The sequence below is a fragment of the Spirillospora albida genome (genome assembly GCF_000718255.1).
In the GTDB taxonomy this organism is placed as follows: domain Bacteria; phylum Actinomycetota; class Actinomycetes; order Streptosporangiales; family Streptosporangiaceae; genus Spirillospora; species Spirillospora albida.
The window spans coordinates 358,878-371,593 of the sequence record NZ_JOFJ01000005.1 but is presented as its reverse complement, the minus strand read 5'-3'; the positions used below and the strand labels follow the sequence as shown (position 1 = coordinate 371,593).

The window sequence follows — 12,716 nt, the reverse complement described above, 5'->3', positions numbered from 1 at the left end:
GCGCTGGAGGCACTTGCTTGTGTGGACTGTCCCGCAACGACGTGCCCGCGAGAACGAGCGAGGCGCATGCCGAACGACCGACCATGGGAGGAATTTCGTGAGCGCGACCGCGGGTCAGGCGCAGTCTGAGCGCAGCCTGGCCGAACGGCTCGGCCTGAAGGCGGGCCAGGTGGTGCAGGAGATCGGCTACGACGACGACGTGGACGAGGAACTCCGCCGATCCGTCGAAGAGATCACCGGCAACGAGCTCGCCGACGAGGACTACGAGGACGTCGTGGACGTCGTGCTGCTGTGGTGGCGCGAGGACGACGGCGACCTGTTCGAGGGCCTCACCGACGCGATGGTCCCGCTCACCGGCGGCGGCAACATCTGGCTGCTGACGCCGAAGGCGGGCCGCGACGGGCACGTGGAGCCCAGCGACATCGGCGAGGCCGCGCAGACCGCCGGCCTGTCCCAGACGAGTAGCATCAGCGCCGCAAGGGAGTGGTCCGGGACGCGGCTCGTCGCGCCCAAGGTCCGCAAGTAGCCCCGGAGAACCCGTCCGGGGGGCGAACGGCGGGAGACTCATGGCGGTCGAGGTGGGCGACGAGGCGCCCGACTTCGAGCTGAGGGATCAGCACGGCACTCCGGTGCGGCTGTCGGATCTGCGCGGCGCGAAGAACGCCGTGCTCGTGTTCTATCCGCTGGCGTTCAGCGGAGTGTGCACCGGCGAGCTGCGCGCCCTCCGGGACGCGCTGCCGGATCTCGGGGACGACGTGGTGGTGCTCGCCGTCTCGGTCGACTCCATGTTCGCGCTGCGCGCGTGGGCCGACCAGGAGGGTTTCCCCTTCCCGCTGCTCACGGACTTCTGGCCGCACGGGAAGACGGCGCGGCGCTACGGTGTGTTCGACGAGGAGCGCGGCGTCGCCCTGCGCGGCACGTTCCTCATCGACCGGCGCGGTGTCGTCCGCTGGAAGGTCCGCAACGCCCTTCCCGACGCCCGCGATCTCGACGAGTACCGCAAGGCGCTCGCCGCCCTCTGAGCGACCCGGGCCGACCCGGTCGCGCGGCCCGCATCCGTGGCCGGATCCGGCCCCGCACCCCTGGAGGAGTGATGCCCTGCTTCCGCTGCGGGGCGCGGCAGACCGATCCCGTGCGCGGCGCGAGCCCGTGGCGGCGCGGGGTCCGCGCCGACCACCAGGTCCTCGTCTGCCCCGGCTGCCAGGCCGGCGGCGACTGGGCCGCCATCCTGGACCGCTGCGCCGTGTGCGGCTCGCCGGCCCTGGTGTGCCGGCTGGGCGAGGTCGAGTGCCGTGATTGCGGCCACACCCGCGACGCCGTCCGGGACGAACCGTCGCCGGCCGGCCTGGTGCCGTCCGGCGCGCACGGCCTCTCGGAGGAGGTCGCGGCGGCGCTCTCCCGCGTCCTCGGACCCGGCACCCCCCGGACCTCACCGCGAACCGATCGCGCCGACCGGCTCTGACCTCGCCTTTCGGCTCTTGACTCCGATGTCCCCGCCCTGGGACGCTGCGCGCCATGCCGGTTCTCCTGCTGCAGCTCCTCCACGGGATCACGTCGCGGTCCTGGCGGGTGCCCGCGCTCGTCCTGGTGGGCGCGTTCATCACCGGATGGGCGCTGATCGCGGTCTTCGAGGAGCCCGGCGCCGACATCAAGGAACCGCACGAGTACCTGTGGTACTTCTTCGTCAGCGGCACCACGACCGGCTATGGCGACCTGTCCCCGGCGACGCCGGGCGGCCGGGTCGGCGGGGCGCTCGTCATCCTGTCGGGGGTCACTGCGGGCCTCGTGCTGTTCGCCGAACTGACGCTCTGGATGGCGAAGGGCAGGACCATGAAGGCCAACGGGCAGGCCCGCCTGCACCACCGCCGCCACCTCGTGGTGGTCGGCTACGAGCGCGACGGGCTGCGCGCCGTCATCGGCCAGCTCCGCGCCGACCCGAAGTTCGAGAAGACGTCCGTCGTGACGGTCTTCTGGCCGGACCAGCTGGCCGGCGAGAACCCCGACCCGAAGCTCTACGACGTGGTGGCGTTCGACGACACCGCGTTCGAGCGGGCCTGCCTCGAGGCGGCCCGCACAGTGCTCGTGGTGGGCCGCAACGACGACGAGACCGTCCGGGTGATGCTGCACGTCGTGGCGTACCTGCGGCGCAGCGGCGAGCCGTCCGTCCATCTGCTCGCCGGGGTCAACGACGGCGGCCGCCGGGCCGAGATCACCGAGGCGCTCGGCCTCGTCGACCCGGACATCGAACCGGTCGACATCGACGACCCCGCCGTCGTCGCGGTCGCGATCCGCAACCCGGGCGTCGGGTCGATCTACCACAATCTCGCGAGCACCCTCGACGCCGACTCGACGCTGTTCCGCGTGGACGTCCCGGCGGACGCGGGGGAGTGGTCCCGCCTCGACCTGGCGATCCACCTGCTCAAGCAGGGCAGGACCCTGCTCGCGGTCGGCGAGTCGCACCGGCCGAACGCCCGCTTCCGGCTGGCGTCGGAACCGGACGAGCGGATCCGCGGCGGCCAGTCCCTCGCGATCGTCTCGCAGGACCGCCCGGAGATCCCCTGGCACGACCTCACCGTCTGACCTCTCCGCGGAGATGTGGTCAGGAGGGCATCCTGGCTTTCGCCGGGATGCCCTCCTGACCGCCGCGCCGCGTGCGGCCCGGGGCACAGGTCCAAGCCCCGGGGCCTCCCCGCACGCTCGCGGAGCCCTACGCCGCCTGTCTCTGGTCGGCGTCCAGCAGGTGGTACAGGAGGAGGAGCTGGGTGATGGCCAGGGGGTCGCTGGTGGCGGTGTCGCCCAGGCGGCCGAGGGCTCCGGGGTCGGGCAGGGTGGCGCCGGCGCGGGGGCCGAGGCGTTCCCAGATGGCCTTCTTCACGACCTGGGACTCCTCCGGCGAGACGTAGCCGTGGACGTGGAGGGCGTCCACGGGGCGGCCGTCGGTGTCGCGGTGCAGGCGCAGGTGCATGGCCGTCTCGCGGTCGCCGGGGGCGGTGCCGTCCAGGACGCCGTTCAGCTCGGGGTGGTCGATCGTCGGCCGCAGCAGCAGCTCGGCCGACAGGGGGGTGCCGGGCGGGTCCATGCGGCCCGCGACGGGGGCGAACCGGACGACGATGTCGGCCCAGCGGCGCTGCGGGCGGATGTAGGCGGCGCTCTCGGGCTCGCGCCGGTGCAGCTCGGCCCGCACCTGGCCGGGGGTGTAGCCGCGCTTGTCGCAGTCGCGGCGGATCTTCCAGGCGTGCCGCAGCGGCTCGGGCGGGTCGAGGTAGACCGTGATGTCGAAGCAGGCGCGGGCGAGCCGCGTGTGGAGGGGCAGGAGGCCCTCCACGATGACGAAGTCGCGCGGTTCGACCAGCTCGGGACGGACGAGCTCGCCCGTCGCGTGGTCGTAGACCGGCTTGAGGATCGGCTCGCCCATCGACAGGAGCTGGAGGTGCTGCTCCATGATGTCGATGTGGTTGCAGTCGGGATGCAGCGCGGTGAACGGCCTGCCTGCCCGTTCGGAGCGGTCGTAGCGGTGGTAGTCGTCCACGCAGACCGCGGTCATGCGGTCCGCCCCCAGACACTGCACAAGCCCCCTGGTCAGTGTGGTCTTGCCCGCCGCGCTGTCCCCGGCGATGGCGAGCATGACGGGGCGGCGGCCGGTCCCGCGCGCCCGGAGCATATGCACGATCCGATGGGGCACCTCGCTCCTCCGTCCTGCGGAATTCCGTTTTCGTGATGAAGCGTACGGGGGCCGGTGGCGGGGGGCGTCCCCCAATCAGGTGAGTCGGTGGGGGAGAAGCGGAATGCCCCGCCACACGGGGGCTACTGGCCAGTAGCCCCCGGTTGTTATCGTGCCGGGATGAGCGCCCCCGTACGCGTCGTCCTGGTGGACGACCACGAGATGATCCTCGCCGGGCTGCAGGCGATGCTGGCCGGTTTCGCGGGACGCGTGCGGGTGGTGGGCCAGGCGGGGACGGGGGACGAGGCCACCCGGCTCGTGACCTCGCTGCGCCCGGACGTCGTCCTGCTCGATGTGCGGCTCGGCCCGGAGAGCGGGCTCGACCTGTGCCGGTCGCTGACCGGGCGCGTACCGGAGGCGCGCGTGGTGTTCCTGTCGGTCTACGACGACGAGCAGTACGTCTTCGAGGCGCTGCGCGCCGGCGCGGGCGGCTACCTGCTGAAGCGCGTGGACGGCCCGGAGCTCGTCCGGCGGCTGGAGGAGGTCGCCCGCGGCGAGACCGTCGTCGACCCCACGCTGGCCGGGCGGATGGCGGTGACCGCTGCCCGGCTGACCCGCGGCGAGTTCTGGCCCGGTGCGAACCGGGGCCTCACCCAGCGCGAGAGCGAGGTGCTGTCGCTGCTGGTCGGAGGGCTGTCGAACAAGGCGATCGCGGCGCGGCTCGTACTGAGCGAGGAGACCGTCAAGAGCCATCTGCGCGCCCTCTACCGCAAGCTGGAGGTGACCGACCGGTCGGCGGCGATCGCGGTCGCGCTCCGCGAGGGCCTGTTCCGGTGACGCTGGAGATGCTCGCCGGGCGCGGCACGGACCTGCTGCTGCGCGTCGTCGCGGTCGCGTGCTCCGACCGGGAGCTGCCTCGCATGGCGGAGGACCTCGCGGAACTGGTCGTCCGGTCCGCGCGGGCGCTGACGTTCTGCGACGTGTACGTGCTGGACGAGGAGGAGCGCGCGCTGGAGTGGCCGGGGCCGCCCGTCCCGCTGGGCGAGGGCGACGTCGGCTGGGTCGCCGCCCACGGCCGGGTCCGGGTGCACGCCGACGGGCGCGGCGCGGCCGTCCCTGTCCTGGCGGGCGGCACCGCGATCGCCGTCCTGGACGTCCGGTCGGCGGGGCCGTGCGCGGCCGCGGACATCGCGCTCGTCACCTCGCTGGCCGGGCTGTTCGCGCCCGTCCTGTGCTCGTGCCGGCGGCTGCGGACGGCCCGCGAGCGCGAGCACGCGGCGGAGTGGTTCGCCGAGCGGGCGGTCGAGGCGCAGGAGGCGGAGCGGTCCCGGCTCAGCCGGGAGATCCACGACGGCATCGCGCAGCGTCTCGCCAGCCTCGGCTTCCACCTGTCGGCGGCGGAGCGGGCGCTGCCCGAGCACCACCCGGAGGCCCTCGCGCAGATCATGATCGCGCGGGAGCTGTGCGAGCTGGCCGCCGCCGAGACGCGCGCCGCGATCGGCGGGCTGCGCCCGCCCGTCCTCGACGACCTCGGCCTGTCGGCGGCCCTCGCGACCCTCGCCCGCGAGGCGGGGGACGGCCACGGCCCGGCCGGGGCCATCGAGGTGAGCGTGACCATCGAGGGGGAGCTGGAGGAGGAACTGCCCGACCATGTGCAGACGGCGCTGTACCGCATCGCGCAGGAGGCCGTCGGGAACAGCCTGCGGCACGCGTCGGCGAGCTGTGTCGACCTGCTGCTGGAGCACGGGTCCGACCGCGTCCGGCTCAAGGTGACCGACGACGGGACGGGCTTCTCGCTGCGCGACGTGTACGCGCAGGGGGTGCGCGGCGAGCGGAGCGAGCGAGGCGGGCAGGGCGAGCGGAGCGAGCGAGGCGGGCAGGGCGAGCGGAGCGGGCGAGGCGAGCGGAGCGAACGCCGCGGGCGGTCTGAGTCCTACGGGTTGCGCGGCATGGCCGAGCGGGCGGAGCTGCTCGGCGGCCGGGTCTCGGTGACGAGCCGGCCGGGCGTCGGGACGACCGTGGAGGCCGTGATCCCGATGCCCGGCCGTCGCCCCCTGGGCGCCTGAGAAACGCCCCCTGGGCGCCTGAGCACAAGCCCCCTGGGCACCTGACGCCGCGTCAGCGCTTCGTCGGGCCCTGCTCGATCACCCGGAAGGTCAGCCCGGCCCGGACGAGCCGCGCCAGCAGCGCGTCGCCCATCGCGGCGGCCGTGGTGACCTGCCCGGACGTCTCCGGCAGGTCGTCGTGCGCGAGGCACAGCGCCGACTCGGCGAGCATCTTCGCGGTCTCGTCGTAGCCGGGGTCGCCGCCCCTGACCTCCGTCACGACGCGCTCGCCGCCGCCCTCGCCGACGAACTTCACGCTGAACCAGTGGCGGGCGCGGCGCTCCGGCGAGGGGCCCTCACCCGGCGTCGCGATCCGCAGCAGCAGCGCGCGCGTCGGCGGCAGCTGGGCCAGGGCCAGCACGGCGCCCGACCCGGCCGCCATCGCGGCGGCGACGGGGAACCGCTTGACGGCGACGTAGTGGCCGTAGGTGAAGTCGGGGCCGTACCGGTCGAGCGCGGCGGCCGAGCGGGTGACGATGGCGGGGTCGATGGTCGGCATCGGCAGCGTCCAGCCGTCCCCGACCTTGGCCTTCGGGACGGGACGGCGCGAGATCCTGACGCGGCGGCCCGCCGGGCGCTCCACCAGAGCGCGCCGCTCCCGCTCGGCGCGCAGCACGCCCGACGCGTCCGAGAAGACGCCGACGGCCGAGTGGAGGGTGCCGCCGGAGAACGTCGCGTTCACCCGGACGAACCCCTCCACGTGGAGCGGGACGTCCTCGGGGAGCTGCTTGACGGTGTAGTACACGCCGAGGTCGTGCGGGATGGAGTCGAACCCGCAGGCGTGGATGATCCGGGCGCCGCTGCGCACGGCCTCGGCGTGGTACTTCACGTACATCCGGTCGGCGAACTGGGGTTCGCCGGTGAGGTCGACGTAGTCGGTCCCTGAGCGCGCGCACGCGGCGACGAGCGGTTCGCCGTACTCGGCGTACGGGCCGACGGTCGTGATGACGACCCTCGTGGACCGCGCCATCTCCTCGATGGAGGCGGTGTCGGTGGTGTCGGCGTGCAGCAGCGGCAGCTCGGCGCACGCCGGGTCGATCTCGGCGAGCCGGTCGCGGACCGCCTCCAGCTTCTTCCGGTTGCGCCCGGCGAGGGCCCATCGGGTGCCGGGGTCGGCGTGCTCCGCCAGGTACTCGGCGGTGAGCGCGCCGGTGAAGCCGGTCGCGCCGAACAGCACGATGTCGTAAGGGCGGGGGTGGTGGGCGGTGGCGTCGGTCATCAGATTCCTTCCGTGGATACCCCTGCCTTCAGGCAGGGGAGGAAACGGAGTTCTTGCGGATCAGGCCAGGACGGTCGGTACGCCGCTCCGGGCCGGCGGGGAAATTCGGAACACGCGGACCCGGTTCGAACAGGTGTGCTAGCTTGCCGTCCGTGACCAGATGTGTGCAGCGGGCGTTCAAGTGCCGCTTCTACCCGACTCCGGAGCAGGCGGATCTGCTGAACCGGACGTTCGGGTGTGTGCGCAAGGTCTACAACCTGGCCCTGGAGGCCCGCACCACGGCATGGTTCCAGCGCCGGGAGCGGATCAACTACAACGCCACCTCGGCGATGCTGACGGGGTGGAAGAAGACCGAGGACCTGGCCTACCTCAACGAGGTGTCCTGTGTGCCGCTGCAGCAGGCGCTGCGGCATCTGCAGGGCGCGTTCACCGTGTTCTTCGACAAGCGCGCCGGGTATCCGCGGTTCAAGTCCAAGCACAAGTCGCGGGCGTCGGCCGAGTTCACCGCGTCGGCGTTCCGGTTTAGGGACGGGCGGCTCACCCTGGCTAAGATGACCGACCCGCTGCACATCATCTGGTCCCGGCCGCTCCCCGTCGGACAGGTCCCGTCCACGGTGACGGTGTCGCGCGATGCGGCGGGCCGCTGGTGGGTGTCCCTGCTCTGCCAGGACACCATTACGCCTCTCCCGGTGTCCGGGAATGCGGTAGGTGTCGACGCCGGCCTGAACCACCTGGTGACCCTGTCGACCGGGGAGAAGGTCACCAACCCGCGGCACGAGCGCGCCGACCGGGACCGGCTCGCCCGCGCCCAGCGGAACCTGGCCCGCAAGCAGAAGGGGTCGGCGAACCGGGCCAAGGCTCGCGTCCAGGTCGCGCGGATCCATGCCCGGATCGCCGACCGGCGCCGGGACTATCTGCACAAACTGTCCACGAGGCTCGTGCGTGAGAACCAAACGCTCGTGATCGAGGACCTGACCGTCCGCAACATGGTCAAGAACCACACGCTGGCCCGTGCCATCAGCGACGCCGGCTGGCGCGAGTTGCGGACCATGCTGGAGTACAAGGCCGGCTGGTACGGGCGGGACCTGGTGGTGGTCGACCGCTGGTTCCCCTCGTCCAAGACCTGCTCGGCCTGCGGTGCGCTCGCCGAGAAGATGCCGCTGAACGTCCGCAAGTGGAGGTGCCGGTGCGGCGTCGTCCACGACCGTGACGTGAACGCGGCGCGCAACATCCTGGCCGCCGGGCTGGCGGTGACGGCCTGCGGAGCCGGTGTAAGACCTCAACGGGACTCCTCCCGGACGGGGCGGTCGGCTGTGAAACAGGAACACCCGAGGGCGACCAAGGGAATCCCCGCCCTTCCAGACGGGGAGGATGTCAAGGAAGCCCCTTTCGCGGTTGCCGAATCAGATTCTGTCGCGCCGGGGCGGGGCGCGCGACGCCGCCCCGGTGTTCTGTCCTCATAAATGCGAATTGAATGCCCATATTCGGCAATAAGGGGCGAGTTGGAAAAGGGGCCCGGCGCAGATGGGCTCCTCGCGAAAATCCGCGCCGGGGCACCGGCATCCATGCTCTACGCTGGGCTTTTGACGAGGGGGGATGCCGGGCGTGATCGGGCTCGCCATTGTGATGGACGTCATCGCGCTGGCATTTCTGTGGGGGTTCTCCGCCGTGCTGCGGCGGCGCCGGACGGTGCCGTCGGCGGGCGACTCCGGGCAGCCCGCGGGCCTCGCGCTGATGGCCGTCGGCCTCACGCTCCTGTCGATCCCGCTCTGGTGCCTGGCCTGAACGCTCGGCCCCGCGCTCCGGGCGCTCCGGTCGCGGGGGTCCAGCCGGGCGCCTCCAGGAGGTGCCGGACGAAGAGCAGGGTGGTCGCGGTCGGCGCCGGTCCCGCGACGGCGTGCCAGGGCCGGTCGAGCGGCATTCCGGGCGCGTCCACGACGACGAGGTGCCCCGCGTCCAGTTCCGCGCCGACCGCGTCCCGGGACACCAGCGCGACGCCGAGGCCCGCCGCCGCGCCCGCGACGACCGCGCCGTTCGACCCGAGCACCAGGCGCGGCGGCGCCACCTCCCGCTCCGCGAGGTAGGCGTCCGCGGTCGCGCGCGTCCCCGACCCCGGCTCGCGCATCACCCATGGCGTGTCCGCGAGCGCGAACCGGGCGGCGACGTCCGGCGCGCCCACCACGACGAGGTCGTTCGGGCGCCGCGCCAGCACGGTCGCCGGGACGCCCGCCGGGGGCCGCCCGGCCAGTACCAGGTCGGCCTCGTGCGCGGCCAGACTGCTCCACACCCGGCGGCGCGGCCCCACCTCCAGCGCCAGGTCCACCTCCGGCCACCGCGCGCGGAACGCGGCGAGCAGGCCGGGCAGGAGCTGGTCGGCGGCCGTCGTCACCGCCGCGAGCCGCAGCGGCCCCCGGGCCGGGTCGGCCGCCCCCCGCGCCGCCGCCCGGCCCTCCTCCAGGAGGCCGAGCACCTGCCGCGCGTACCCGGCGTAGACCGTCCCGGCCGGGGTCAGCCGCACCCCGCGCCCCTCCCGCCGGACGAGCGGAACACCGAGTTCCCGGGTCAGCGCCGCGACCGCCGCCGACACCGCCGACTCCGTCACGTACAGGCTCCGCGCCGCCGCCCGCACCGAGCCGGCCTCGGCGAGCGCCACGAACGTCCGCAGCCGCGCCTCCGTCACCCGACCTCCAGGTTCAACCGATCGCTTGAGGATCACCGCAAAACACTTGATGGACATCACAAGTATCGGCGGGCGAACCTCGGAACGTCCACGGTTCACGTGGCCGGGACGCGGCGCCCGTGCCCTCCCCTGGGGCATGCCGTCCTTCGCGGGACGGGCGCCGCGGCCCCGATCCGGCACCCGAAGGAGAGCGGCGATGAGCGCGGGCAGATGGTCGGCGGGCGTGATCCCCTACGCGGAGATGGGCTACTGGAGGCCGGACTACGTGCCGAGGGACAGCGACGTCCTCGCCGCCTTCCGCATCACGCCCCAGCCGGGCGTGCCCCCGGAGGAGGCGGGCGCCGCCGTCGCGGGCGAGTCGTCCACCGCCACCTGGACGGTCGTGTGGACGGACCGGCTCACGTCCTACGAGAACTACCAGGCCAAGTGCTACCGGGTGGAGCCCGTCCCCGGGCAGGACGGCCAGTTCATCGCGTACATCGCCTACGACCTCGACCTGTTCGAGGAGGGCTCGATCGCGAACCTGACCTCGTCCATCATCGGGAACGTCTTCGGGTTCAAGGCGCTCAGGGCGCTCCGCCTGGAGGACATGCGGATCCCGGCCCACTACGTGAAGACGTTCCAGGGGCCCGCGCACGGCATCGTGATGGAGCGCGAGTACCTCGGGAAGTTCGGGCGCCCCCTGCTCGGCGCGACGGTCAAGCCGAAACTCGGCCTGTCGGCCCGCAACTACGGACGCGTCGTCTACGAGGCCCTGCGCGGCGGCCTCGACTTCACCAAGGACGACGAGAACATCAACTCGCAGCCGTTCATGCGGTGGCGCGACCGGTTCCTGTACTGCATGGAGGGCGTCCAGCGCGCCCAGGCCGCGTCCGGTGAGATCAAGGGCCACTACCTCAACGTCACCGCCGCGACCATGGAGGACATGTACGAGCGCGCCGAGTTCGCCAAGGAGCTCGGCAGCGTCATCGTGATGATCGACCTCACCGTCGGGTACACGGCGATCCAGTCCATGGCGAAATGGGCGCGGCGCAACGGCGTCCTGCTCCACCTGCACCGCGCGGGGCACTCCACGTACACGCGGCAGAAGAGCCACGGGGTGAGCTTCCGCGTCATCGCGAAGTGGATGCGGCTGGCGGGCGTGGACCACATCCACGCCGGCACGGTCGTCGGGAAGCTGGAGGGCGACCCGAACACGGTCGCCGGCTTCTACGACACCCTCCGCCTCGACCGCATCCCCGCGGACCCCGTGAAGGGCCTGTACTTCGACCAGGAGTGGGCGTCGCTGCCCGGGACGATGCCCGTCGCGTCCGGCGGCATCCACGCCGGGCAGATGCACCAGCTCCTCCACTACCTGGACGAGGACGTCATCCTCCAGTTCGGCGGCGGGACGATCGGCCACCCGATGGGCATCGCCGCGGGCGCCGCCGCCAACCGCGTCGCGCTCGAGGCGATGATCAAGGCGCGGAACGAGGGCCGCGACTTCCTCGCCGAGGGCCCCGACATCCTCCGCTCCGCCGCCAAGCACAGCCGTGAGCTGGATGTCGCGCTCTCCACCTGGGGCGACGTGACGTTCAGCTACGAGTCCACCGACACCCCCGACGTCGTCGAGACCCCCGTGTTCTCACCGACCCCCTGACGGGCCCGCCCCCGACCTCGGAGCATCTGATGCGGATCACCCAAGGCACCTTCTCGTTCCTGCCCGAGCTGACCGACGACGAGATCGCGAAGCAGGCCGCCTACGCCCTCGACCGGGGCTGGCCCTGCTCCGTCGAGTTCACCGACGACCCGCACCCGCGCAACTCCTACTGGGAGATGTGGGGCCTGCCGATGTTCGACCTCACCGACCCCGCCGGCGTCCTGTACGAGGTGAAGGAGTGCCGGAAGGCGTACCCGGACCACTACATCCGGCTGAACGCCTACGACGCCCGGTACGGGCGGCAGACGACCGCGCTGCAGTTCATCGTCCAGCGGCCCCGCCGCGAGCCCGGCTTCCGCCTCGACCGCGAGGAGACGTCGGACCGGCGCGTCCGGTACACGCTGCACGCGTACGCGCTGGACCGGCCGGAGGGCGAGCGCTACGGGGACGCGCCTTGACCGGACGGCCCGGCTTCGGGATGCGTCCCGCCGAGAACGGTTCCCCGGCGCCCGACCCCGCCGCCGGGGAACCCCTCGCCCCGCTGCCGCCCGACGCCCGCGTCGACCTCGCGAGGGAGCGCTCCGACGCGCAGGCCGACGAGGTCCTGGACGCCCTCGACGCCGACCTGGTGGGGCTCGCCCCGGTGAAGACCCGCATCCGCGAGATCGCCGCCCTGCTGCTCGTGGACCGCGTCCGCGCGCGCTTCGGCATCGACTCGGGACGCCCCAACCTGCACATGTGCTTCACGGGCAGCCCCGGCACGGGCAAGACGACCGTGGCCGTGCGGCTCGCGGAACTCCTCCACCGCCTCGGCTACGTCCGCAAGGGGCACCTGGTCTCCGTCACCCGCGACGACCTGGTCGGCCAGTACGTCGGCCACACCGCGCCCAAGACGAAGGAGGTGCTGAAGCGCGCGATGGGCGGCGTCCTGTTCATCGACGAGGCGTACTACCTCTACCGGGCCGAGAACGAGCGCGACTACGGGCAGGAGGCCATCGAGATCCTGCTTCAGGTGATGGAGAACCAGCGCGACGACCTCGTCGTGGTGCTCGCCGGCTACAAGGACCGGATGGACTCCTTCTTCGCGTCCAACCCCGGCATGAGCTCCCGCATCGCCCACCACATCGACTTCCCCGACTACGAGCCGGACGAGCTGGAGGCCATCGGCCGCCTCATGATGCGCGACGAGGGCTACACCCTCGCGCCCGAGACGGAACCCGTCTTCCGCGCCTACCTCGACCGGCGCCGCGCCCGGCCGCGCTTCGCCAACGCGCGCTCCGTCCGCAACGCCATCGAGCGGGCCCGGCTCCGCCACGCGAGCCGCCTCGTGGCGGAGTCCGGCGAGGTCGACCGCGCGGCGCTGACCACGCTGCTCCCGGACGACTTCCTCGCCAGCCGCGTCTTCTCGTAGC

General features: G+C 72.7%; 14 protein-coding genes. 11 read left to right on the top strand and 3 right to left on the bottom strand.

All coding sequences use genetic code 11. From position 1 onward, the window contains the following. Positions 1-97 precede the first annotated feature (97 nt). From IE99_RS0109715 to IE99_RS0109700, 4 genes are all read left to right on the top strand, one after another. The gene (locus tag IE99_RS0109715) at positions 98-526 is read left to right on the top strand and encodes a DUF3052 domain-containing protein (protein ID WP_030166988.1); all 429 of its coding nucleotides are present in this window, start codon (positions 98-100) and stop codon (positions 524-526) included. Between the two features lie 40 nt (positions 527-566). Further along, positions 567-1,022 (top strand): peroxiredoxin, encoded by a 456-nt coding sequence (locus tag IE99_RS0109710; protein WP_030166985.1) that lies wholly within the window; start codon positions 567-569, stop codon positions 1,020-1,022. Between the two features lie 71 nt (positions 1,023-1,093). Next, positions 1,094-1,462 (top strand): hypothetical protein, encoded by a 369-nt coding sequence (locus tag IE99_RS0109705; protein WP_051712322.1) that lies wholly within the window; start codon positions 1,094-1,096, stop codon positions 1,460-1,462. A gap of 53 nt (positions 1,463-1,515) precedes the next feature. Continuing rightward, the gene (locus IE99_RS0109700; protein ID WP_030166979.1) at positions 1,516-2,580 is read left to right on the top strand and encodes a potassium channel family protein; all 1,065 of its coding nucleotides are present in this window, start codon (positions 1,516-1,518) and stop codon (positions 2,578-2,580) included. 127 nt (positions 2,581-2,707) lie between these two features. Here the strand turns inward: IE99_RS0109700 and IE99_RS0109695 are convergent, their stop codons facing one another. After that, complete coding sequence (locus IE99_RS0109695) at positions 2,708-3,625, bottom strand: phosphoribulokinase (RefSeq protein ID WP_245623147.1); 918 nt, start codon at positions 3,623-3,625, stop codon at positions 2,708-2,710. A gap of 216 nt (positions 3,626-3,841) precedes the next feature. On the opposite strand from IE99_RS0109695, the gene IE99_RS0109690 reads away from it, so the two are divergent. Continuing rightward, positions 3,842-4,498: a response regulator gene (locus IE99_RS0109690; protein ID WP_030166973.1), complete on the top strand. Its 657-nt coding sequence runs from the start codon at positions 3,842-3,844 to the stop codon at positions 4,496-4,498. After that, complete coding sequence (locus IE99_RS0109685; protein WP_245623133.1) at positions 4,495-5,727, top strand: GAF domain-containing sensor histidine kinase; 1,233 nt, start codon at positions 4,495-4,497, stop codon at positions 5,725-5,727. The genes IE99_RS0109690 and IE99_RS0109685 overlap by 4 nt, the downstream gene beginning before the upstream one ends. Positions 5,728-5,779: 52 nt before the next feature. Here IE99_RS0109685 and IE99_RS0109680 read toward each other — a convergent pair whose 3' ends face one another. Further along, positions 5,780-6,985, bottom strand: a complete 1,206-nt coding sequence (locus tag IE99_RS0109680) for a saccharopine dehydrogenase family protein (RefSeq protein ID WP_030166966.1) — start codon at positions 6,983-6,985, stop codon at positions 5,780-5,782. A gap of 164 nt (positions 6,986-7,149) precedes the next feature. Here IE99_RS0109680 and IE99_RS0109675 point away from each other — a divergent pair, with 164 nt between their 5' ends. Both IE99_RS0109675 and IE99_RS0109670 read left to right on the top strand, forming a co-directional pair. After that, positions 7,150-8,448: an RNA-guided endonuclease InsQ/TnpB family protein gene (locus IE99_RS0109675; RefSeq protein ID WP_425423813.1), complete on the top strand. Its 1,299-nt coding sequence runs from the start codon at positions 7,150-7,152 to the stop codon at positions 8,446-8,448. A 133-nt stretch (positions 8,449-8,581) separates the two neighbouring features. Next, complete coding sequence (locus IE99_RS0109670; protein ID WP_030166960.1) at positions 8,582-8,770, top strand: hypothetical protein; 189 nt, start codon at positions 8,582-8,584, stop codon at positions 8,768-8,770. Here IE99_RS0109670 and IE99_RS0109665 read toward each other — a convergent pair. Continuing rightward, positions 8,733-9,665 (bottom strand): LysR substrate-binding domain-containing protein, encoded by a 933-nt coding sequence (locus tag IE99_RS0109665; RefSeq protein WP_037558952.1) that lies wholly within the window; start codon positions 9,663-9,665, stop codon positions 8,733-8,735. The two genes, IE99_RS0109670 and IE99_RS0109665, sit on opposite strands and share 38 nt — an antisense overlap. Positions 9,666-9,861: 196 nt before the next feature. On the opposite strand from IE99_RS0109665, the gene IE99_RS0109660 reads away from it, so the two are divergent. From IE99_RS0109660 to cbbX, 3 genes are read left to right on the top strand one after another with little or no spacing between them, the layout of a single operon-like run. Then, entirely contained in the window at positions 9,862-11,304 is a 1,443-nt protein-coding gene (locus tag IE99_RS0109660; protein WP_030166954.1) for a form I ribulose bisphosphate carboxylase large subunit, read from the top strand. A gap of 29 nt (positions 11,305-11,333) precedes the next feature. Continuing rightward, positions 11,334-11,762, top strand: coding sequence for a ribulose bisphosphate carboxylase small subunit (locus tag IE99_RS0109655; protein ID WP_030166951.1), 429 nt, complete (start codon positions 11,334-11,336; stop codon positions 11,760-11,762). Further along, complete coding sequence (gene cbbX, locus IE99_RS0109650; protein WP_030166948.1) at positions 11,759-12,715, top strand: CbbX protein; 957 nt, start codon at positions 11,759-11,761, stop codon at positions 12,713-12,715. The genes IE99_RS0109655 and cbbX overlap by 4 nt, the downstream gene beginning before the upstream one ends. Position 12,716: the final 1 nt, after the last annotated feature.

Bases quoted from the DNA above. Each gene is read 5' to 3' on its own strand.
- IE99_RS0109710 (WP_030166985.1), top strand. From the start codon at position 567: ATGGCGGTCGAGGTGGGCGACGAGGCGCCCGACTTCGAGCTGAGGGAT.
- IE99_RS0109705 (WP_051712322.1), top strand. From the start codon at position 1,094: ATGCCCTGCTTCCGCTGCGGGGCGCGGCAGACCGATCCCGTGCGCGGC.
- IE99_RS0109700 (WP_030166979.1), top strand. From the start codon at position 1,516: ATGCCGGTTCTCCTGCTGCAGCTCCTCCACGGGATCACGTCGCGGTCC.
- IE99_RS0109695 (WP_245623147.1), bottom strand. From the start codon at position 3,625: ATGCTCGCCATCGCCGGGGACAGCGCGGCGGGCAAGACCACACTGACC.
- IE99_RS0109690 (WP_030166973.1), top strand. From the start codon at position 3,842: ATGAGCGCCCCCGTACGCGTCGTCCTGGTGGACGACCACGAGATGATC.
- IE99_RS0109680 (WP_030166966.1), bottom strand. From the start codon at position 6,985: ATGACCGACGCCACCGCCCACCACCCCCGCCCTTACGACATCGTGCTG.
- IE99_RS0109670 (WP_030166960.1), top strand. From the start codon at position 8,582: ATGCCGGGCGTGATCGGGCTCGCCATTGTGATGGACGTCATCGCGCTG.
- IE99_RS0109660 (WP_030166954.1), top strand. From the start codon at position 9,862: ATGAGCGCGGGCAGATGGTCGGCGGGCGTGATCCCCTACGCGGAGATG.
- IE99_RS0109655 (WP_030166951.1), top strand. From the start codon at position 11,334: ATGCGGATCACCCAAGGCACCTTCTCGTTCCTGCCCGAGCTGACCGAC.